Source organism: Serratia sp. MF1(2023), assembly GCF_030954545.1.
Classification (GTDB): Bacteria; Pseudomonadota; Gammaproteobacteria; order Enterobacterales; family Enterobacteriaceae; genus Serratia; species Serratia sarumanii.
Window position 1 is genome coordinate 91,718 of sequence record NZ_JAVHUX010000012.1, and the last position, 22,106, is coordinate 113,823.

The 22,106-nt window shown below is 59.3% G+C and carries 18 protein-coding genes; 4 read left to right on the top strand and 14 right to left on the bottom strand.

Annotated features, from left to right (window positions below; translation table 11 throughout):
* Positions 1 to 2 precede the first annotated feature (2 nt).
* From REA38_RS07200 to proY, 3 genes are all read left to right on the top strand, one after another.
* Entirely contained in the window at positions 3 to 965 is a 963-nt protein-coding gene (locus REA38_RS07200; protein WP_308885496.1) for a phosphate ABC transporter substrate-binding protein PstS family protein, read from the top strand.
* Positions 966 to 1,449: 484 nt separating this feature from the next.
* On the top strand, positions 1,450 to 2,766 hold the full coding sequence (gene brnQ / locus REA38_RS07205) for a branched-chain amino acid transport system II carrier protein (protein WP_033653282.1): 1,317 nt from the start codon (positions 1,450 to 1,452) through the stop codon (positions 2,764 to 2,766).
* 73 nt (positions 2,767 to 2,839) lie between these two features.
* The gene (gene proY, locus REA38_RS07210; protein WP_019454218.1) at positions 2,840 to 4,246 is read left to right on the top strand and encodes a proline-specific permease ProY; all 1,407 of its coding nucleotides are present in this window, start codon (positions 2,840 to 2,842) and stop codon (positions 4,244 to 4,246) included.
* Between the two features lie 45 nt (positions 4,247 to 4,291).
* On the opposite strand, the gene REA38_RS07215 is transcribed toward proY, so the two are convergent.
* The 4 genes from REA38_RS07215 to REA38_RS07230 all read right to left on the bottom strand — a co-directional run bounded on the left by REA38_RS07215 (position 4,292) and on the right by REA38_RS07230 (position 6,601).
* Positions 4,292 to 4,579, bottom strand: a complete 288-nt coding sequence (locus tag REA38_RS07215; protein ID WP_033653280.1) for a HigA family addiction module antitoxin — start codon at positions 4,577 to 4,579, stop codon at positions 4,292 to 4,294.
* On the bottom strand, positions 4,579 to 4,857 hold the full coding sequence (locus tag REA38_RS07220; RefSeq protein WP_308885499.1) for a type II toxin-antitoxin system RelE/ParE family toxin: 279 nt from the start codon (positions 4,855 to 4,857) through the stop codon (positions 4,579 to 4,581). The genes REA38_RS07215 and REA38_RS07220 overlap by 1 nt, the downstream gene beginning before the upstream one ends.
* 85 nt (positions 4,858 to 4,942) lie before the next feature.
* Complete coding sequence (locus tag REA38_RS07225; RefSeq protein WP_033637289.1) at positions 4,943 to 5,212, bottom strand: hypothetical protein; 270 nt, start codon at positions 5,210 to 5,212, stop codon at positions 4,943 to 4,945.
* Between the two features lie 132 nt (positions 5,213 to 5,344).
* Positions 5,345 to 6,601, bottom strand: coding sequence for a mechanosensitive ion channel family protein (locus REA38_RS07230; protein WP_039566999.1), 1,257 nt, complete (start codon positions 6,599 to 6,601; stop codon positions 5,345 to 5,347).
* 246 nt (positions 6,602 to 6,847) lie between these two features.
* Between REA38_RS07230 and malZ the strand changes: the two genes are divergently transcribed.
* On the top strand, positions 6,848 to 8,671 hold the full coding sequence (gene malZ, locus REA38_RS07235) for a maltodextrin glucosidase (RefSeq protein ID WP_308885501.1): 1,824 nt from the start codon (positions 6,848 to 6,850) through the stop codon (positions 8,669 to 8,671).
* A 53-nt stretch (positions 8,672 to 8,724) separates the two neighbouring features.
* Here the strand turns inward: malZ and ggt are convergent, their stop codons facing one another.
* The 10 genes from ggt to infB all read right to left on the bottom strand — a co-directional run bounded on the left by ggt (position 8,725) and on the right by infB (position 22,091).
* Complete coding sequence (gene ggt, locus REA38_RS07240; RefSeq protein WP_308885503.1) at positions 8,725 to 10,488, bottom strand: gamma-glutamyltransferase; 1,764 nt, start codon at positions 10,486 to 10,488, stop codon at positions 8,725 to 8,727.
* Between the two features lie 470 nt (positions 10,489 to 10,958).
* Entirely contained in the window at positions 10,959 to 11,963 is a 1,005-nt protein-coding gene (locus tag REA38_RS07245) for an IS110 family transposase (protein ID WP_308885504.1), read from the bottom strand.
* A gap of 126 nt (positions 11,964 to 12,089) precedes the next feature.
* Complete coding sequence (locus REA38_RS07250) at positions 12,090 to 14,012, bottom strand: DEAD/DEAH family ATP-dependent RNA helicase (protein ID WP_004933492.1); 1,923 nt, start codon at positions 14,010 to 14,012, stop codon at positions 12,090 to 12,092.
* Positions 14,002 to 14,082 carry a protein YrbN gene (yrbN, locus tag REA38_RS24550; RefSeq protein WP_099032700.1) on the bottom strand — a complete coding sequence of 27 codons (81 nt, stop codon included), beginning with the start codon at positions 14,080 to 14,082 and terminating at the stop codon, positions 14,002 to 14,004. Before yrbN ends, REA38_RS07250 begins: the two co-directional genes overlap by 11 nt.
* 116 nt (positions 14,083 to 14,198) lie before the next feature.
* Positions 14,199 to 15,083 carry a lipoprotein NlpI gene (gene nlpI / locus REA38_RS07255; protein WP_033636826.1) on the bottom strand — a complete coding sequence of 295 codons (885 nt, stop codon included), beginning with the start codon at positions 15,081 to 15,083 and terminating at the stop codon, positions 14,199 to 14,201.
* A 128-nt stretch (positions 15,084 to 15,211) separates the two neighbouring features.
* Positions 15,212 to 17,329 carry a polyribonucleotide nucleotidyltransferase gene (gene pnp, locus REA38_RS07260; protein WP_033636825.1) on the bottom strand — a complete coding sequence of 706 codons (2,118 nt, stop codon included), beginning with the start codon at positions 17,327 to 17,329 and terminating at the stop codon, positions 15,212 to 15,214.
* Positions 17,330 to 17,585: 256 nt separating this feature from the next.
* A complete protein-coding gene (gene rpsO, locus REA38_RS07265; protein ID WP_004933502.1) occupies positions 17,586 to 17,855 on the bottom strand; it encodes a 30S ribosomal protein S15 in 270 nt (89 codons plus the stop codon).
* Between the two features lie 124 nt (positions 17,856 to 17,979).
* Positions 17,980 to 18,924 (bottom strand): tRNA pseudouridine(55) synthase TruB, encoded by a 945-nt coding sequence (truB, locus tag REA38_RS07270; protein WP_033636823.1) that lies wholly within the window; start codon positions 18,922 to 18,924, stop codon positions 17,980 to 17,982.
* On the bottom strand, positions 18,924 to 19,334 hold the full coding sequence (gene rbfA, locus REA38_RS07275) for a 30S ribosome-binding factor RbfA (RefSeq protein WP_004933508.1): 411 nt from the start codon (positions 19,332 to 19,334) through the stop codon (positions 18,924 to 18,926). The genes truB and rbfA overlap by 1 nt, the downstream gene beginning before the upstream one ends.
* Positions 19,335 to 19,403: 69 nt before the next feature.
* On the bottom strand, positions 19,404 to 22,091 hold the full coding sequence (infB, locus tag REA38_RS07280; protein WP_033636822.1) for a translation initiation factor IF-2: 2,688 nt from the start codon (positions 22,089 to 22,091) through the stop codon (positions 19,404 to 19,406).
* Positions 22,092 to 22,106: the final 15 nt, after the last annotated feature.

Sequence of the window (22,106 nt, forward strand, 5' to 3'; positions counted from 1 at the left end):
GTATGACCCGAATAACCCGAGGGCTGTTGCTTTGCCTGGCGTTGCTGGCCGGACGCGGCGCGCTGGCGCAGCCCGACGGCATGCTGGCGGGCAACCTGTCCAGCGTCGGTTCCGATACTTTGGCGAATCTGATGGCGCTGTGGGCGCAGGATTTCAGCCGGCATTACCCCAACGTTAACCTGCAGATCCAGGCCGCCGGCTCGTCGACCGCGCCGACCGCGTTGGCGGCGGGCGCCGCGCAGCTGGGCCCGATGAGCCGGCCGATGAAGGCGGCCGAGGTTTCGGCGTTCGAACACCGTTACGGCTATGCGCCGCTGGCGGTGCCGGTGGCGGTGGACGCACTGGTGGTGTTGGTGCATCAGGATAACCCGCTGCGCGGCCTCAATCTGCAGCAGCTCGATCGCATTTTCTCCGCCACCCGGCGCTGCGGTGAAAGCAAGCCGCTGACGCGTTGGGGCGAGCTGGGGCTGAGCGGCGACTGGGCGACGCGCTCGCTGCAGCGCTTCGGCCGCAACTCGGCGTCCGGCACCTACGGCTATTTCAAACTGCGCGCGCTGTGCGGCGGCGATTTTATGCCGCGCGTCAATGAGCTGCCCGGTTCGGCCTCGGTGGTGCAGGCGGTGGCCGGTTCGCTCAACGGCATCGGCTACGCCAGCATCGGTTTTCGCGCCAGCGGCGTGCGGCTGCTGCCGTTGGCGGAATCGGGAGAGGACTATGTCGCGCCTACCGCCGCCAACGTGCGCAACGATCGCTACCCGCTGTCGCGCTATCTCTATATCTACATCAACAAAGCCCCCAATCAACCGCTGGAGCCGCTGACCGCCGCGTTCCTCGATCGCGTGCTGTCGAACGCAGGGCAGAACCTGGTCAATCACGACGGCTATCTGCCGCTGCCGCCGGCCGCCCTGCAGAGGACCCGCCAGGCGCTCGGGCTGCAGCCGCTCGCGGCGGCCACGGTGCAATAAGCGACAAAAAGCGGCGTAATTTTCGCCTTTTTTAACGGCCAAACGGAGCTTATACCACGCGAAAACCGGGCATTTATTGGCGTTTTCGCGCGGTAAAGCGGTATATGTTTCACGTTTCGTGAATCCATTGTTCAAAAATGATACAAATCATGTAGTGTATATTTATTGATAGCCAATATGATCGACTGGTGGCTAAAGTTTATATGGTCGATAGCTCTGCTTTTCGCCGTGCGTCTTGCCTTGAAGCGCTATAAACGTTTACCTTAGCCCTCGTTGTCGGATTAAACCTCCATTTTTATAACTCCTAAAATTTTGCCCATCTTCATGAGCGGCCACTTTCGAATAGGGACATAAACGCCGGATCGACTGCGTTTAGGATGCTTATTTGGCGCTGCGACGATCGGGCATGCCGGCAACCGGTGGGGCGTCACGCCACCACGCTATCGGACAATTTTTTTCATTTGAACAGGCAACACGACATCGTATGAGTCATCGTTTAACGTCAAAAGATATCCTGGCACTGGGCTTCATGACCTTTGCCTTATTCGTTGGGGCTGGGAACATCATCTTCCCGCCGATGGTCGGCTTGCAGTCCGGTGAACACGTCTGGATCGCGGCGCTGGGCTTCCTGATCACCGCCGTCGGTCTGCCGGTCATCACCGTCATCGCGCTGGCGCGCGTCGGCGGCGGCATCGATGCCCTCAGTTCGCCGATCGGCCGCGGCGCCGGCCTGCTGCTGGCGACCGTCTGCTACCTGGCCGTCGGCCCGCTGTTCGCCACGCCGCGCACCGCCACCGTGTCCTTTGAAGTGGGCATCGCCCCGCTGACCGGCGACGGCGCCATGCCGCTGTTCATCTACAGCCTGGTGTACTTCGCGCTGGTGATCGGCATCTCCCTGTATCCGGGCCGCCTGCTCGACACCGTCGGCCATGTGCTGGCGCCGCTGAAGATTGTGGCGTTAGGCGTACTGGGCATCGCCGCGCTGCTGTGGCCTGCCGGCGCGCCGATTCCGGCGACGGCGGCTTACCAGAGCGTGCCTTTCTCTTCCGGCTTCGTTAACGGCTACCTGACCATGGATACGCTGGGCGCGCTGGTATTCGGCATCGTTATCGTCAACGCGGCGCGCTCGCGCGGCGTGAAAGACGCCGGTCTGTTAACCCGCTACACCATTCTGGCCGGTTTGATCGCCGGCGTGGGCCTGACGCTGGTTTACCTGAGCCTGTTCAAGCTGGGCTCCGGTAGCGGCGCGCTGGTGCCGGACGCCACCAACGGCGCGGTGATCCTGCACGCTTACGTTCAGAACACCTTCGGCGGCCTGGGCAGCTTCTTCCTGGCGGCGCTGATCTTCATCGCCTGTATGGTGACCGCGGTAGGCCTGACCTGCGCCTGCGCCGAGTTCTTCGCGCAATACCTGCCGTTCTCGTACAAGACGCTGGTGTTTATCCTGGGTCTGTTCTCGATGGTGGTGTCCAACCTCGGCCTGAGCCACCTGATCCAGATCTCCATTCCGGTGCTGACCGCGATTTACCCGCCGTGCATCGTGCTGGTGGTGCTGAGCTTCACCCTGCGTTGGTGGCACAGCGCGCCGCGCATCATCGCGCCGGTGATGCTTGTCAGCCTGTTGTTTGGTATCCTTGACGCGGTGAAAGCCTCCAGTTTCCAGCAGCTGCTGCCGGCCTGGACCACTCACCTGCCGCTGGCGGAGCAGGGGTTGGCATGGTTGCCGCCTTCGCTGCTGATGCTGGTGCTGGTCGCGATTTATGATCGGGTGTGCACGCGTTCCCAAGTGACCGCGCACTGATAATCCCCCGGCTTAATCCAGGGCCACGGACATGTCCGTGGCTTTTTTACGTTTAAAACTATGGGTCATTTTCATGCAACAACAGTCACCCACCACTGCCCCCGACAATAAGCTGAAACGCGGCCTCAGTACGCGTCATATCCGCTTTATGGCACTGGGATCGGCCATCGGCACCGGGTTGTTCTACGGCTCGGCGGACGCCATCAAAATGGCCGGCCCGAGCGTGCTGCTGGCTTACCTGATCGGCGGCATCGTGGCCTTTATCATCATGCGCGCCCTGGGGGAGATGTCGGTCAACAACCCGCAGGCCAGCTCGTTTTCCCGCTATGCGCAGGACTACCTCGGCCCGATGGCGGGTTACATCACCGGCTGGACCTACTGCTTTGAAATCCTGATCGTCGCCATCGCCGACGTGACCGCCTTCGGCATCTATATGGGGGTCTGGTTCCCGGAAGTGCCGCACTGGATCTGGGTGCTGAGCGTGGTGCTGATCATCGGCGCCATCAACCTGATGAGCGTCAAGGTGTTCGGTGAGCTGGAGTTCTGGTTCTCGTTCTTCAAGGTCGCCACCATCATCATCATGATCGCGGCCGGCATCGGCATCATCATCTGGGGCATCGGTAACGGCGGGCAACCGACCGGCATTCATAACCTGTGGTCGAACGGCGGCTTCTTCAGCAACGGCTTTATCGGCATGATCCTGTCGCTGCAGCTGGTGATGTTCGCTTACGGCGGCATTGAAATCATCGGCATCACCGCCGGCGAAGCCAAAGATCCGAAAAAATCGATTCCGAAGGCCATCAACTCGGTGCCGTGGCGCATTCTGGTGTTCTACGTCGGCACGCTGTTCGTCATCATGTCTATCTACCCGTGGAATCAGGTGGGCACCAACGGCAGCCCGTTCGTGCTGACCTTCCAGCATATGGGCATCACCGTGGCGGCAGGTATCCTCAACTTCGTGGTGATCACCGCTTCGCTGTCGGCGATCAACAGCGACGTGTTCGGCGTCGGCCGCATGCTGCACGGCATGGCCGAGCAGGGCCATGCGCCGAAGATGTTCAGCAAGGTGTCGAAGCGCGGCATTCCCTGGGTGACGGTGGTGGTGATGATGCTGGCGCTGCTGCTGGCGGTATACCTCAACTACATCATGCCGGAGAGCGTGTTCCTGGTGATCGCCTCCCTGGCGACCTTCGCCACCGTGTGGGTGTGGATCATGATCCTGTTCTCCCAAATCGCCTTCCGCCGCAGCCTGAGCAAAGAACAGGTGAAGCAGCTGGCGTTCCCGCTGCGCGGCGGGGTGTTCACCTCGGTGGTGGCGATCGTGTTCCTGGTGTTCATCATCGGCCTGATCGGCTATTTCCCGACCACGCGCGTCTCGCTGTACGCCGGCCTGGTTTGGGTGGTATTGCTGCTGGCGGGGTACTGGTTCAAGGTCAACCATCAGAAAAAACGCGCACCGTTGGCGACGCAGCAAGACTAAATGGAAAAACACCGGCTAAGGCCGGTGTTTTTTTAGGAGCAGGCGTCAAGCGAAGTCCAGCTTGCGCAGTTTGGAAACGTCGATGCACTGCCTGGCCTGCCACAGATCGTAAGCATCCTGCATGCCCATCCAAACCTGTTCGGAACTGCCTATCACGATGGACAGGCGGATGGCCATTTCCGGCGAGATATCGGACTTTCCGCTGATCAGGCGTTGAACCGTGGAGGGCGCGACGTCCAGCGCTTTAGCCAGCGCACGCGCGCTGAGATTCAGCGTTTCCATGGTTTCTTTGATCAACTCGCCAGGATGAGGGGGATTATGCATGCGGTTCATTAGTGATGGTCCTCATAATTCACGATATAAACATCACCCTCGACCAGTTCAAACGTGATACGCCAGTTGCCGGTTACGGTGACGGACCATTGCCCGCTGCGAGCGCCCGTTAGCGGGTGCAAGAAGAAGCCGGGCAGATCTACGTCATCAATCACTTTCGCCAGATCCAGCACGCTCAGCCGCAGCGCGATTTTCTTCGCCTGCTTGGCGTCGATACCCGCCGTTGAACCGGTTTCGAAAAACTTTTTGAGTCCCTTATGCTTGAAGCTTCTTATCATCCTGACGGCTCCATGAGTGTTGCGCTATACGCATCATAGCCAGGTGTTGCGTATGGCGCAACAAGATGGGGCGTTTTTTAACCTATTATGCCGGGCGTTTGTCTTCCGCTTCATCCTCCCCGGCGGCGCGCGCTTCGATACGCACGTCGCCGCCGTTAAGGCGTTCCTCCTCTTCCTCGCCGGCACAGCGCGCCAGCACCTCGCGAATGTCTTGCATATTGCTGCTCAGGGCGCTCAGCGAAGGTTGCAGGTTGCGGGGCATGCGGCTTTCGTCCAGCGAAGCGCTGTGCAGGCAGCCGATAAACAGCAGGGTGGCCATCAGGGTAAACAGCCGGTGACGTAAGCGTTTCAGCAAGGGCTTTCCCTCTCGGTGGTGAAGATGATGGCGCATTAACGCCGTTTTCACCGGGGAAAAGAAGGGGATGGAGATATCTGCTGGCAATTGAAAGAACATCATTACCAGCAGACACAGTTACGTCAGCCGACGTCAGGAAGCGTTGGCGTTTTGTAGCAGCATGCCGCGCAGGTCATTGCCGGTTGGCGTTTGATGCACGCGCAGGCCGAACTCGTCGATCACCGCCAGAATATGATCGAAAATATCCGCCTGAATGCTTTCATACTCCGCCCAGACCGTGGTGTTGGTGAAGGCGTAGATTTCCAGCGGCAGGCCTTCCGGCGTCGGCGCCAGCTGGCGCACCATCAGCGTCATGTTCTGGTGAATGCGCGGGTGAGCGCGCAGGTAGGCTTCCAGATAGGCGCGCAGCGTGCCGAGGTTGGTCAGGCGGCGGCCGTTGAGCGGCGAGGCCAGATCGATGGCAATCTCCTGATTGTGCCGGCTCAGCTCCTGGGTTTTATCGTTCAGGTAGCTGTGCAGCAGCGGGTTGCGCTGCAGGCGGCGCTGTTCCTCTTGCGACAGGAAGTGCACGCTGCCGGTGTCGATATTCAGGCTGCGCTTGATGCGGCGCCCGCCGGATTCCGACATCGACCGCCAGTTTTTGAACGAGTCGGAGATCAGCGCGTAGGTGGGAATGGTGGTGACGGTGTTGTCCCAGTTACGCACTTTGACCGTGGTCAGGCCGATGTCGGTGACCGCGCCGTCGGCGCCGTATTTCGGCATTTCCAGCCAGTCGCCGATCTTCAGCATATCGTTGGCGGAGAGCTGGATGCCGGCCACCAGGCCGAGGATCGGATCCTTGAACACCAACATCAGAACTGCGGTCATGGCGCCCAGGCCGCTGAGCAGCAGCAGCGGCGATTTGCCCATCAGCAGCGAGACGATCATGATGCCGATCAGGATCGCCGCCACCAGTTTCAGGCCCTGGAAAATGCCGCGCAGCGGCAGCTGATTGGAGATCGGGCTTTGGCGCAGCAGCGCCAGCAGCGTATCCAGCAGCGAGAACAGCGACAGCAGGGTGAAGGCGAGGATCCACACCTGTGCGGCGGTGACGATCACCGCCTGGGTCTGGCTGCCGCTCTGTAACCACAGCGTCGCCTGGATGCTGATGATCACCCCTTGCAGCAGCAGCGCCACGCGCTGGAACAGTTTGTATTGGGTGATGGCCTGTTGCCAGACGCGCTGCGATTGCTGGCCGCGGCGCTGAAGGGCGGCCAGCACCACCCGGTGCAGCACCAGGTGGATCGCGACCGAGATCAGGACAATCAACCCCAATACCATCAACAGCGACATCACTCCGCCGAATTCCAAACCAAATTGTTCCAGCCAGCGCGTTATCTGTTGTTGCATTACCGCTCCTTAAAAAATGCGCAAAAAATATCCTGTAAACTTAAAACGCGTTAGCCTAAGGGGTAACGTGCAGGATTTGTGCCTGTTTACCTTTTTTTACATCGGGTTAGCGTTATTTTTCGGTCTCCGCCCCCCGGCTCATCCCCGGGTTTTGCGGCCAGAGAGGAGGGGGAGTTGCACTTAACGTGGCATTGTTCGCTTCTTGAAGAACGCCGTCGATTTCGTTTGGTACAGCAGGAGAACAGTATGCTTAACGCCTGGCATCAACCGGTCCCGCCTTTTGTGGTGAAGCAAGGGCAACGTTTGGATATCACGCTGTGGTTACAGGGGGATGAACTGCCGGAACGGGTGTTTTTGCGCGCCGAACCGGACAACGAAGAGTGGCTGCTGGCGATGAAAGCGCAGCGCCACGAGGGGATGCGGCGCTACCAGGCCAGCCTGACGCTGAATGAGGGCGAGCCGACGCGGCGTTACTGCTTCAAGCTGCTGTGGGCCGATCGCCAGCAGTGGTTCGGGCCGCAGGGCTGGTCGCCAACGCCGCCGGGGCAGCTGGCGCAGTTCGCCGTCGACGAACCTGACAACGGCCCCGAGTGGGTGGCGGATCAGCTGTTCTACCAGATTTTCCCCGATCGCTTCGCCAGCAGCGGCGGCGAGCACGGCATCCAGAGCGGCAGCTACCGCCATCACGCGGCCGGCGCCGAGGTGATTCGGCGCGACTGGCAGCACCCGCTGGAGGATCGCCACGCCGCCTCGACCTTTTACGGCGGCGATCTGGACGGCATCGGCGCCAAACTGCCGTATTTGCAGCAGCTGGGGGTGACGGCGCTGTACCTGAACCCGATTTTTACCGCACCGAGCGTGCATAAGTACGATACCGAGGACTATTACCAGGTCGATCCGCACTTCGGCGGCAACGCGGCGCTGCAGCGTTTGCGAGTGAGCACTCACAAGGTGGGCATGAAACTGGTGCTGGACGGGGTATTCAATCACACCGGCGACTCGCATCCGTGGTTCGACCGCCATCGTCAGGGCGAAAACGGCGCCTGTCACCACCCCGATTCGCCGTATCGCGGCTGGTTCAACTTTTACCCGGACGGCCGCGCGCTCGACTGGAAGGGCAACGCCAGCCTGCCGAAGCTCAACTTTGCCGAGCCGCAGGTGGCGGAAGCGATCTATCGCGGGGAAGGCAGCGTGGTGCGCCACTGGCTGCGCCCGCCGTACAGCATCGACGGTTGGCGACTGGACGTGGTGCACATGCTGGGGGAGAACGGCGGCGCCACCGGCAACCTGTACCACCTGGCTGGCATCTATCAGGCGGTGAAGCAGGAGAATCCGCAGGCCTACGTATTGGGCGAGCACTTCGGCGACGCGCGCCGTTGGCTGCACGCCGGCGTGGAGGATGCGGCGATGAACTACATGGGCTTCGCGCTGCCGGTGCGGGCATTTTTGGCGGGGCTGGACGTGGCCTATCACCCGGTGCGGCTGGACGCCGCCGGGTGCGCGCAGTGGATGGACGGCTACCGCGCAGGGCTGCCGCATGGCCGACAGCTGATCCAGTTCAACCAACTGGACAGCCACGATACCGCGCGTTTTCTCACGCTGTTGCAGGGGAACGTGGCGCGCATGCAGATGGCGGCGGTGTGGTTGCTGAGCTGGATCGGCGTGCCTTGCCTCTATTACGGCGATGAGATTGGTCTGGACGGTGGCAACGATCCGTTCTGCCGCAAGCCGTTCCCGTGGGACGTCGGCGACTGGGACCGGCCGCTGCTGGCGCTGTTCCAGCGCATGGCGGCGCTGCGTAAACAGAGCGTGGCATTGCGCCGCGGCGGTTGTCAGGTGCTGTACGCCAGCGGGGAAACGCTGGTGTTCGTGCGCCTGTATCAGCAGGAGAAGGTGTTGGTGGCGCTGCAGCGCGACGGCAGCGGCCAGGCGCAGCTGCCGTACAACCCGCTGTTGGCGCGCGGCCCGTGGCGGCGTGTGGAAGGGCGGGGAGAGTTGAGCGAAACGGCAGGCGGGCTGCGCCTGCAGCTGGCGGAAGAGACGGCCACCGTGTGGCGCTGTGAAGGCTAAAGACACTGCGGGGGCCGAAGGGCCCCCGCGATAAAGGTGAGTAGGCGTTTACATCAGTAACCGACCGCAGAACCTGCCGGGCGACGCACGTCGTTGGTGCCGTACAGATAGCCTTCGCGCACCTTGCCGGAAACCGCCGAGTCGTTGCCGGAGTTGGCCGGGCTGACGCCCACCGCACCCGGCAAGCCGACCAGAATCAGTTCGGCGGCGCCCCACGGCGTTTGCTCGACCATCTTATAGCCCATGCCGCTCAGCAGCTTCAGCGTATCGGCGGAAACGCCGCGCTGTTCGTAGTACACCTCATCCGGCAACCATTGGTGATGGATGCGCGGCGCGTCCACCGCTTCCTGCGGCGCCATGCCGTGGTCGATCACGTTCAACGCGGTCTGCAGGGTGATGGTGATGATGCGCGAACCGCCCGGCGAGCCCAGCACCATAAAGATCTTGTTGTCCTTGGTCACCAGCGTCGGGCTCATCGACGATAGTGGGCGCTTACCGGGGGCAATGCTGTTGGCGGTGCCCTGCACCAGCCCGTACAGGTTTTTCTCGCCCACTTTGACCGTAAAGTCGTCCATCTCGTCGTTGAGGAAGAAGCCGGTGCCCGGTGCGATCACCACGGCGCCGAAGCGGCCGTTGACGGTATAGGTGGTGGAGACCGCGTTGCCGTCATGGTCGACGATCGAATAGTGGGTGGTTTCCGGCTTCTCATGCGGTTCCATGCCGGGCTGCACGTTTTCCGACGGCGTGGCCTTGTCCGCGACGATTTTCTTGCGGATCTGCTCGGCGTAGCTCTTGCTCACCAGCCGGTCGATCGGGTTTTTGATGAACTCCGGGTCGCCGAGGTAGGTGTTGCGGTCCATGTAGGCATGGCGCATCGCTTCGGTCATGGTGTGAATGGCCGCCGCCGAGTTGAAGCCCATGCTTTTCAGGTCGTAGCCTTCCACCACGTTGAGGATTTCGCACAGCGTCACGCCGCCGGAGCTGGGAGGCGGCGCCGACACGAACTTGTAGCCGCGATAGCTGCAGGTAATCGGCGGGGTTTCGGTGACCTTGTAATTGGCGAAGTCGGCGGCGGTCAAGATGCCGCCGCCCTGTTTGGCCGCCGCCTCCACCGCCTGCGGGATCTTGCCTTTATAGAAGGCGTCGGTTCCCCCTTTGGCGATGGCTTCCAGCGTATTGGCCAGATCGGTTTGCACCAGTTTGTCCCCCGGCTGCAGCGGGCTGCCGTCCGGGCGCAGGAAGATTTTGGCCGACTCGGGATCCTGTTTGAAGCGCGCGACGGTGGTGTCGAGGATATCGGTATCGGCGCGGGTCAGCACAAAGCCTTCGCGCGCCAGCCTGATCGCCGGCGCCAGCACCTGTTCACGGCTCAGCTTGCCGTACTTCTCACGCGCGGTTTCCATCCCCAGCACGGTGCCCGGCACGCCCGCCGCCAGATAGCCGTACAGGCTGGCGTCTTTCTTCACCTTGCCGTCGGCATCCAGATACATGTTGGCGCTGGCCGCCGCCGGCGCGGTTTCACGGAAGTTGATGAAGGTGTCGGTGCCGTCCGCCAGGTGAACGGTCATAAAGCCGCCGCCGCCGATGTTGCCGCAGCAGGGGTTAACCACCGCCTGCGCATAGCCCACCGCCACGGCGGCGTCGATGGCGTTGCCGCCCATCTTCAGGATATCCACGCCGACCTGCGAGGCCAGGTGCTGCGAGGTGACCACCATGCCGTTTTTGGCTTCCACCGCGGGGTTGGATGCCGCATACAGGCTGCCGCTGACCAGCAGCGCCGCCATGGTCAGGGGTTTGCTCCATTTCTGTAAAAACATAGTTATTCCTACCCTGTCAGTTTTTTATTGTGTTGTGTTTGCTTGCCGCTGTTCGCTTGCAAAGCGCGAGCCAGCGTTATTGATAGTAGCCGCTGATGGGCGCACGCGCGGCGAGCAGGGTGGGAAATGTGAGCGGAAACAGGGAAATAAAGCACTGAAGGTGGGCGGTCTGCCCCATAAAGGGGCATAAAAAAATCTATGGTCACCCCCGTTTTTGCAACACCGATTTTGATCTATGATGGGCTTGCGTAAATCTATTCGGCGTCTGGTGAACGATACCCTGTTCGCGCCACGATGAGTTTCGCGCCTGTTGAACCTGAAAAACCGGTCGGCTTCAAAGAGCCATTTTTTATGTCAGGTTTCTCAACAGGCCACGGTGCCGTTCATGTCATCAATAATCGGTCGTCGCAAAACCAGAAAGTCACTGGGTAATGCCCAAGAGCTAACAAGTACTCGCTGTTAGCTCTTTTTTATTGGTTAAAAGCAGTACGGTGCGTGGTGACCGCCCAGGCTATGCGCGCCAGCTTGTTGGCTAATCCGCAAGCCACGACGTTCGAATGATGTCGCGTTAGCTGGCTCGTCACCCAATCCGCCAACCGCCCCGGATGATGCTTAATTCGCTGCATGAAAACACGAGCACACTGGACCAATAAACGGCGTAAGTTTTTATCCCCGCGCTTGCTTATCCCCATCAGGGTGTTTCTCCCACCGGTGCTGTATTGTCGCGGGACCAATCCCGTCGATGCGGCGAAGTCCCGGCTACTGGCATAGTTTTTCCCATCGCCCAGCTTCGTTGCCAAAAGACTGGCCGTTATCACGCCGACGCCGGGAATGGTCAGCAGCCGCTGTGCGGCATCATCGTTGGCCATATGGTTTTTTAGCTCTTGTTCAAGTACCTCAATCTGTTCGCTGAGGTAGGTGTAATGTTGATGGAGGCGTACAAGCAGCCGGGTTAAATAAGGCGGGAGCCTGTGTTCTTCCAGTACGGCAGACAGGCGTTTAATCACGGCAATACCGCGCGGCATGCTGATGCCAAACTCCAGCAGGAAAGCGTGCATCTGATTAGTGGTCCTGACCCGTTCCCTGACGAGTGAATCGCGGACACAATGCAAAGCAGACATAGCCTGTTGTTCTTCGGTTCGTGGGGTAACGAAACGCATAGAGGGCCGAGAGGCGGCTTCGCAAATGGCTTCGGCGTCGATGAAATCATTCTTGTTGCTCTTGACGAAAGGCCTGACGAATTGGGGAGAAATAAGCTTGACCTGATGGCCGAGCAGGGTGATATGACGAGCCATAAAGTGGGCACCGGCGCAGGACTCCATAACCACGGTAGAGGCGATGCAGGTAGAGAGAAAGACGGTTAACTGGGTGCGCGAAAACTTCTTACGCAGCAAAGCATTGCCATTTTTATCCTGAGCGTGAACATGAAACGACTGCTTGCCGAGGTCAATACCGATGAGCGTAACGTTTTGCATGATGATCCCCTTCAGAAAGAAAAACACCCTGCCAGCGTACCGCTCACAGGGTGGGGGTGACCATCTCATTAACCAGCCCGCAGGCTGGTTTTTCAGAGCGCTTCACCGCGAACGGTGAATCAGCGATTACGCGTCGCCGAAACGACGGCGTGGTGCAGCCGGTGCGCCGTCATCACGGCGTGGCGCCGGTTTGCCGTCACGGTTGTAGTTACCGCCACGACGCTCGCCGCCGTTGCCGCCTTCACGACGTTCGCCGAAGGAACGACGTGGGCCGCCTTCGCGACGTTCGCCGTTGAACGGACGCCCGTTGCCGCGACGCTCGCCGCCGTTGCCACCGTCACGACGCTCGCGGCGTTCGAACGGCTGTGCATCGCCCAGCAGCTGCATGTTCATCGGCTTGTTCAGGATGCGGGTGCGAGTGAAGTGATTCAGAATCTCGCCCGGCATGCCTTTTGGCAGCTCGATGGTGGAGTGGGACGCGAACAGCTTGATGTTACCGATGTAACGGCTGCTGATGTCGCCTTCGTTAGCGATAGCGCCAACGATGTGACGCACTTCTACGCCATCGTCACGGCCCACTTCGATGCGGTACAGCTGCATTTCGCCAACGTCACGACGTTCGCGACGCGGACGATCGCCGTCACGGCTGTCGCGGCGATCGCCACGGTCACCGCGACGATCGTCACGGTCGTTGAACTCGCGGCGCTGACGCGGCTTGAAGACCGGATCCGGTGGCAGGATCAGCGGACGTTCGCCCTGTGCCATTTTCAGCAGCGCTGCGGCCAGGGTTTCCATATCCAGCTCTTCTTCCGGCTGCAGTTTGGTCAGCAGTGCGCGGTACAGATCCAGATCGCTGCTTTCCAGCTGCTGCTGAACTTTTGCGGCGAACTTGGCCAGACGACGCTCACCCAGCAGTTCTGCGTTCGGCAGTTCCACTTCCGGGATGGTCAGCTTCATGGTGCGTTCGATGTTGCGCAGCAGGCGGCGTTCGCGGTTTTCCACGAACAGCAGCGCGCGGCCGGCGCGGCCCGCACGGCCGGTACGGCCGATACGGTGAACGTAAGACTCGGAGTCCATCGGGATGTCGTAGTTGACAACCAGGCTGATGCGCTCAACGTCCAGGCCGCGAGCCGCAACGTCGGTTGCGATCAGGATATCCAGACGACCATCTTTCAGGCGCTCCAGGGTCTGCTCACGCAGTGCCTGGTTCATGTCGCCGTTCAGCGCGGCGCTGCTGTAACCGCTGCGCTCCAGCGCTTCGGCCACTTCCAGGGTCGCGTTCTTGGTACGGACGAAGATGATCGCTGCGTCAAAGTCTTCAGCTTCCAGGAAACGCACCAGCGCTTCGTTTTTACGCATGCCGTACACCGACCAGTAGCTCTGGCTAATGTCCGGACGGGTGGTCACGCTGGACTGGATGCGCACTTCCTGCGGCTCTTTCATAAAGCGGCGGGTGATGCGACGGATCGCTTCCGGCATGGTGGCGGAGAACAGCGCGGTCTGATGTTCAGCCGGGATCTCAGCCATGATGGTTTCTACGTCTTCGATAAAGCCCATGCGCAGCATTTCGTCGGCTTCATCCAGCACCAGACCGCTCAGGTTGGAGAGGTTCAGGGTGCCGCGCTTCAGGTGGTCCAGCAGGCGACCTGGGGTACCCACAACGATTTGCGGGCCCTGGCGCAGAGCGCGCAGCTGCACGTCGTAACGCTGGCCGCCGTACAGGGCTACCACGTTGACGCCGTTCATGTGTTTGGAGAAATCGGTCATCGCTTCGGCAACCTGAACCGCCAGTTCGCGGGTCGGTGCCAGCACCAGGATCTGAGGTGCTTTCAGGTCTGCCTGCAGGTTGTGCAGCAGCGGCAGCGAGAACGCTGCAGTTTTACCACTACCGGTCTGTGCCATGCCCAGCACGTCGCGGCCGTTCAACAGGTGAGGAATACACTCAGCCTGGATCGGAGATGGTTTTTCATAGCCCAGATCGTTCAGGGCGGAAATGATTGGAGCAGACAGCCCCAGATCAGCAAAAGAGGTTTCAAACTCAGTCGTCATGTACACGTGCCTCATTAATAATGGCAGCCAGTCTACATAACTCGTCGAGAAAATTTTCAGTCATTTTCATTGAAAAGTGTGAACCGGCTCAAATTAGATTATAAAACGAACAAAAAAGCCCTCGCCCGTGAAGGCGATAACTTTGGTTAAAAACCAATGTTCATCAGGCTGATAGGTGTTCGTCAGCTATTGCTGGTCCGATTCCGATAGGTCGTCTTGCTCTTGGCCCAAAAGCGCCAATTCCAACAATGCATAGCGGTGCTCAACGAAGTTGTGAACGTTGTTAGCCACCGTCAGTTTGAACAGCGCCGAAGCGGTGTCCTTGTCCCCCAGACTCAGGTAGTGTTTACCCAAATAGAAGTCAGTTTCACTGAGATGCTCAGCGAGCGAAGTGTTATCCGTTGCATCTGCCTTGAGGCGTTCCATCAGCGTTTTTTCGCTGATCTTGCCCAGGTAGAATTCGACAATATTCCATCCCCATTGCCCTCTGTCCGCTTTGTCATAGCGCTGCTGAAGCGCTACCTCGGCCTTCTTGGGATCGATTTCTCGCTCCACCAGATACAGCCATAACGAACGGAAGGGATCGTTTGGGTCGTCTTGATAAAACGCCTGCAGATCATCCTGCGCCAACGGGAAGCGGCCGCCATAATACAGTGCGATGCCCCGGTTTAAACGCGCGTAATTGTAAGTTGGATCAAGCTCTAGTACAGAATCAAACGCTTCATAGGCAGCATCAAAATTGCCTGCCTGCGTTAAGTAAATGCCCAGGTAGTTGAAAACTTCCGGCATGTCGGGACGTATCGCCAGCGCCTGCGAGAAATCATTGCGCGCTAATGCACGTAACCCGAGGCTATCATACAGCACACCGCGCTCATATAAAAGCTGTGCGCGTTCGTCATCCGTCAGTGCCCGGCTGGCAAGAATTTGTTCCATGCGCGCCAGGATCACTTCCTGCTGCAACGTTGGCTGCAACGGGATTGCCAAAACTTCGTCTTTACGCCAATCATGGTTGCTGCATCCTGCCAGCATGAGTGCTGTCGCAACGTAACACCAGCGCAAGAAAGGCTTCATTTCCCACTCCCGAAGACAAACATTGGATGAACGTCCTGTCCTCCGTTTGCTAAAACGCGGGCATCCTACCCGCGCGATACGAACAGCTCCCAACCCCGTGGCGGGGAGCTGTAAAACTATCTATACAGTTATTCTGCTTCAGGCGCAGGTGAACCCGCTTCCGGCGCCATCGCTTCTTTGATGCTCAGACGCACGCGGCCCTGACGGTCAACTTCCAGTACCTTAACCGGCACTTCCTGACCCATCTGCAGATAGTCGGTCACTTTCTCGACGCGCTTGTCGGCGATCTGAGAAATGTGTACCAGACCTTCTTTACCACCGCCGATAGCGACGAATGCGCCGAAATCAACGATACGGGTCACTTTACCCTGGTAGATACGGCCCACTTCGATCTCTGCCGTGATCTCTTCGATACGACGGATAGCGAATTTCGCCTTCTCCCCGTCGGTCGCAGCGATTTTAACTGTACCATCATCTTCGATTTCGATGGTAGTGCCAGTCTCTTCGGTCAGCGCGCGGATAACGGAACCGCCCTTACCGATCACGTCTTTAATCTTATCCGGGTTGATGCGGATAGTATGAATACGCGGTGCGAATTCGGAGATATCGCCGCGTGGGGTGCTGATAGCCTGTTCCATCACGCCCAGGATGTGCAGACGCGCGCCCTTGGCCTGGTTCAGAGCCACCTGCATGATTTCGCGGGTGATACCTTCGATTTTGATGTCCATCTGCAGCGCGGTGATACCGTCGCGGCTACCGGCCACTTTGAAGTCCATGTCGCCCAGGTGATCTTCGTCACCCAGAATGTCGGACAGAACCACAAAGTTATCGGCTTCTTTCACCAGGCCCATCGCGATACCCGCAACGGCAGCCTTGATTGGCACACCGGCGTCCATCAGCGCCAGAGACGCGCCGCACACGGAAGCCATGGAAGAAGAACCGTTGGATTCGGTGATTTCAGACACCACGCGAACGGTGTACGGGAAATCTTCCGGTTTAGGCATCATAGCCAATACGCCGCGTTTCGCCAGGCGACCGTGACCGATTTCACGACGCTTAGGAGAACCGACCATGCCGGTTTCGCCCACGGAGTACGGAGGGAAGTTGTAGTGGAACAGGAAGCTGTCGGTCTTCTCGCCCATCAGCTCGTCCAGGTTCTGCGCGTCGCGCGCGGTGCCCAGGGTCGCGGTAACCAGCGCCTGAGTTTCGCCACGGGTGAACAGCGCGGAACCGTGGGTGCGCGGCAGTACGCCGGTGCGCACGTCCAGGCCACGGATCATGTCTTTTTCACGGCCGTCGATACGCGGCTCGCCACGCAGTACGCGGCTACGCACCACGTTTTTCTCCAGGTTGCCCAGGATGTCCTGGATTTCGCCGGCGTCCAGCGTTTCGTCCTGCGCCAGCAGGGTTTCAACAACGCTGTCTTTGATCGCGTCAACCTGAGCGTAACGCTCTTGTTTTTCGGTGATGTGGTAAGCATCGCCCAGGCGAGCTTCGGCCAGTTCAGCCACGCGCGCTTGCAGCGCTTCGTTGACCGCAGGCGCCTGCCAATCCCACTTCGGTTTGCCGGCTTCGGCAACCAGCGCGTTGATGTTTTCGATAACCACTTGCTGCTGGTCGTGGCCGAACACCACGGCGCCCAGCATCTGATCTTCGCTCAGCACGTCCGCTTCGGATTCCACCATCAGCACTGCGCCGGCGGTACCGGCAACCACCAGATCCAGACGGCTTTCTTTCAGCTCATCGGTCGTCGGGTTCAGTACGTACTGATCGTTGATGTAACCCACGCGCGCGGCGCCGATTGGGCCGTTGAACGGAATACCGGACAGGCTCAGGGCTGCGGAAGCACCGATCATCGCAACGATGTCCGGGTTCACCTGCGGGTTAACGGAAACCACGGTCGCGATCACCTGAACTTCGTTCAGGAAGTTGTCCGGGAACAGTGGACGGATCGGACGGTCGATCAGACGAGAAGTCAGGGTCTCGCCTTCGCTCGGACGGCCTTCGCGACGGAAGAAGCTGCCCGGGATGCGGCCGGCGGCGTAGGTACGCTCTTGGTAGTTAACGGTCAGCGGGAAGAAGCTCTGGCCCGGCTTGGCTTTTTTCTGGCCAACGACGGTAACGAATACGGCGGTGTCATCCATGCTCACCATAACGGCGGCGGTGGCCTGACGCGCCATCATACCGGTTTCGATGGTGACGGTATGCTGGCCATACTGGAATTTGCGAATGATCGGTGTCAGCAAAATTATATCCTTGATTAGCGGCGCGCAATCGCATTGACGACTCGACACGCCTGTGACTCGATTTGCCTTCTCACTACATCCTCGCGACTAATGACAATCCTTATCTCAGGCGGGAGATAAAGCCTCTCATTAGCCGCGCGAACCTCTGTAACGGAAGAACCTGTTTGGAAACATCAGTAATACATTAACCTGATTTGCTTATGCTTCCTAGAAGAAAGGGGCCAAAATAGGCCCCTTTCCACTGAAACTTGCTAGATTAGCGACGCAGACCCAGACGCTCGATCAGGCTGGTGTAACGTGCTACATCTTTACGCTTCAGGTAGTCCAGCAGCTTACGACGCTGAGAAACCATACGCAGCAGACCACGACGGCTGTGGTGATCTTTTTTGTGCTCGGAGAAGTGGCCTTGCAGATGGTTGATCTGCGCAGTCAGCAGGGCAACCTGAACTTCGGTAGAACCGCTGTCGTTAGTACCACGACCGAAATCAGCTACGATTTGAGCTTTAGCTTCAACACTTAGAGACATTGTAATACTCCAGATTATAGATAATAAAAACAGGCGCCGATCTCTAATTCAGCAACCCAATGCATAAGCTGCGCCATTCTACTCTTAGCGCAGTGCGATCGCAAGGCGACGCAGAGCCCCGCCGTCAGTCGAAATGCTCGACCACCAGGCGGCGCGGCGCCACGCGACCGTCCTCGGCGATGTCACCAACGCCGATGAATTTTCGCTCTTCACCCTCGGTGATGCGCACCAGGCCAGAAGCCGGCGCGCCGGCCACTTGCACCGGTTGCCCCTGCTTGACGTAGCCCGCCACCACCGGCAGCAAATTCACTTCCGGATAGTTCTCAACCGGGCTGTCCATCGGCATCAGCAGCGGATCGAGCAGCTCGCCGGGAGCGATCGCTTGTTCCTGCGCTTGCTCCAGCAGGGCGTTCAGCTGTTCCAGCGTCACCATGCGCGCGATCGGGTAAGTCGCCACCTGCAGGCGGCGCAGATAGATCACGTGCGCGCCGCAGCCCAGCAGCTCGCCGAGATCGTCAGTGATGGTGCGGATGTAGGTGCCTTTCGAGCAGTGGATCTCCAGCTCCAGCTCATCCCCTTCCCAACGGATAAACTGCAGCTCGTACACCGTGATGCTGCGCGCTTCGCGCGGCACTTCAATGCCCTGGCGCGCATACTCGTAGAGTTTCTTGCCCTGGTATTTCAGCGCCGAATACATCGACGGCACCTGCTGGATATCGCCGCGGAAGGTGTCCAGCGCCGCGTCGAGCTGCGCCTGGGTGAAGTTCACCGGGCGCTCCTGCACGATCTGGCCGTCGGCGTCGGAGGTATCGGTACGCTGTCCCAGCTTGGCGATCACCCGATAGCGCTTGTCGGAATCGAGCAGATATTGCGAAAACTTGGTCGCTTCGCCCAGGCAGATAGGCAGCATGCCGGTCGCCAGCGGATCGAGCGCGCCGGTATGGCCCGCCCGGTTGGCGTTGTACAGGCGTTTTACTTTTTGCAGCGCATCGTTGGACGACAAACCCTGCGGCTTGTCCAGCAACAGCACGCCGTGGATATCACGGCCGCGGCGACGAGGGCGACTCATTAATCCTCCTTGTCATCGCCTGAGGCGGAACGGCGCTCGGCGTCGTTCTTCACCACGTTGGTCACCAGGTTGGACATGCGCATGCCTTCCACCAGGGAGTTGTCGTAAGCGAAGGTCAGCTCCGGCACCACGCGCAGGCGCATCGCTTTGCCCAGCAGGGTGCGGATATAACCGGAAGCGTCCTGCAACGCTTTAATGCCGTTGGTGACCAGATCCGGATCGTGGTTCTCGGTCAGTACGTTCAGAAAGGTGACGTAAACCTTGGCATACGCCAGGTCACGGGACACTTCTACGCCGGAAACGGTCGCCATGCCGACGCGCGGATCTTTCACTTCACGCTGCAGAATGATCGCAATCTCTTTCTGCATCTCTTGCGCCACGCGTTGGCCGCGGCTGAATTCTTTTGCCATTTTGGATTCTCCAGACAAATCGGGGGGCACAAGGCCCCCCGTAAACAGATATAAGCAGATGTGCAATCGTTAAGCGATGGAGCGTTGGATCTCAATGATTTCGAACACTTCGATCATGTCGCCGACGCGCACGTCGTTATAGTTCTTAACGCCGATACCACATTCCATGCCGTTACGGACTTCGTTAACGTCATCTTTGAAGCGACGCAGGGATTCCAGCTCGCCTTCATAGATAACCACGTTGTCGCGCAGTACGCGGATTGGGTTGTGACGCTTGATGGTCCCTTCGGTAACCATACAGCCGGCGATAGCGCCGAACTTAGGCGATTTGAACACGTCACGCACTTCGGCCAGGCCGATGATCTGCTGCTTGTATTCCGGCGCCAGCATACCGCTCATCGCCTGCTTCACTTCGTCGATCAGGTTATAGATCACGGAGTAATAACGCAGATCCAGGCTTTCCGCTTCGATCACGCGGCGCGCAGAAGCGTCGGCACGCACATTGAAGCCCAGGATGATGGCGTTGGATGCCGCAGCCAGCGTCGCGTCGGTTTCGGTGATGCCACCTACGCCGGAGCCGACAATCTTCACCTTCACTTCGTCGGTGGAGAGTTTCAGCAGCGAGTCGCTGATCGCTTCGCAAGAACCCTGTACGTCGGACTTCAGTACGATGTTCAGCTCGGACACTTCGCCGTCGGTCATGTTGGCGAACATGTTTTCCAGCTTGGACTTCTGCTGACGCGCCAGTTTGACTTCGCGGAACTTGCCCTGACGGTACAGCGCCACTTCACGCGCTTTCTTCTCATCGCGCACCACGGTCGCTTCGTCACCCGCTGCAGGCACGCTGGACAGACCCAGGATTTCCACAGGGATAGACGGACCGGCGGAGGTCACGTCACGGCCCAGCTCGTCGCGCATCGCACGCACACGGCCGTATTCGAAGCCGCACAGAACGATATCGCCCTTGTTCAGCGTACCTTCCTGAACCAGCACGGTAGCCACAGGGCCACGGCCTTTATCCAGGAAGGACTCGATCACCACGCCGCTCGCCATGCCGCTGCGAACCGCTTTCAGTTCCAGAACTTCGGCCTGCAGCAGGATAGCCTGCAGCAGTTCGTCGATACCGGTACCGGCTTTCGCGGACACGTGGACGAACTGCGCTTCGCCGCCCCACTCTTCCGGCATAACGCCGTACTGAGACAGTTCCTGCTTAACGCGGTCCGGATCGGCTTCCGGCTTGTCGATTTTGTTCACCGCAACCACCAACGGCACCTGCGCCGCTTTCGCGTGCTGGATAGCTTCGATGGTCTGTGGCATCACGCCGTCGTCGGCCGCCACTACCAGCACCACGATGTCAGTCGCCTGAGCACCGCGAGCACGCATCGAGGTAAACGCGGCGTGGCCCGGGGTATCCAGGAAGGTGATCATGCCGTTCTCGGTTTCTACGTGGTAGGCACCGATGTGCTGGGTAATGCCGCCGGCTTCGCCCGCCGCCACTTTGGTGGAGCGGATGTAGTCCAGCAGAGAGGTTTTACCGTGGTCAACGTGGCCCATGATGGTCACGACCGGCGCGCGCGGCTCGGCCGCAGCGCCCGTATCACGGTCGCTCATCAGCGCTTCTTCCAGCTCGTTTTCACGACGCAGGATAACTTTGTGGCCCATCTCTTCGGCAACCAGCTGTGCGGTTTCCTGGTCGATAACCTGGTTGATGGTGGCCATGGCGCCCAGCTTCATCATCACTTTGATGACCTGAGAACCTTTTACCGCCATCTTGTTGGCCAGCTCGGCCACGGTGATGGTTTCGCCAATCACCACGTCACGGTTAACCACCTGCGCCGGCTTGTTGAAGCCCTGCTGCAGAGCGCTAGGCTTGCGTTTGCCTTTACCGCCACGGGTAACGGCACGCGCTTCTTCGCGATCCGCTTTGGATTCGGACAGCTTGTTGCCTTTCTTCTGCTTGGTGGCTTTGCCGCCGCGGGTGCGGCTGCGACGATCGCCTTCAACTTTGGCGTCGTTTTCGTCTTCCGCGGCGCGGGCGTGCTGAGAGGTGGTCACGTGATAGTCGGCGCTTTCAACCGCGGCGCTTGCCGCGTCTGCCTGGGCCCACTTCTCGCCGTTCTCTTCGGCCATGCGACGGGCTTCTTCCGCCACGCGCTTGGCTTCCTCTTCAACCTTGCGGCGCACTTCCTCTTCCGCTTTGCGTTTCAGTTCAGCGGCTTCGGCTTCACGGCGTGCTTTTTCCGCCTGAGCTGGCTTGGTCATTTCGTCGGTATGTTGATTGGTCACTTTTTCTTTTTCCGCTGAATTACGCTTAGCAATCTCCGCGGCCTCACGTTTGGCTTGCTCTTCGGCTGCGCGCTTCGCTTCCGCTTCGCGTTTTGCGAGCTCTTCCGCTTCGCGCCGTGCCTGCTCTTCCGCTTCACGCTGTGCCTGCTCTGCCGCTTCAGCCAACTGGGCTTCCTGCGTATCGCGATTTACATAAGTGCGTTTCTTGCGGACCTCAATTTGCACCGATTTACTTTTACCGCCGGTGCTCGGGATATTCAAGGTGCTGCGCGTTTTGCGCTGCAAAGTGAGTTTACCCGGCGCGCTACCGTGTTCACGGTTCAGGTGCGCCAGCAATGTTTCTTTTTCTTGCTGGGTAACAGAGTCCGACTCGGACTTGTTGATCCCTGCATCAGCAAACTGCTGTACCAGGCGATCAACCGGAGTCTGAATCTCTGCTGCCAGCGATTTTACGGTTACATCTGTCGTCATGCTGTTCCTTCCTGC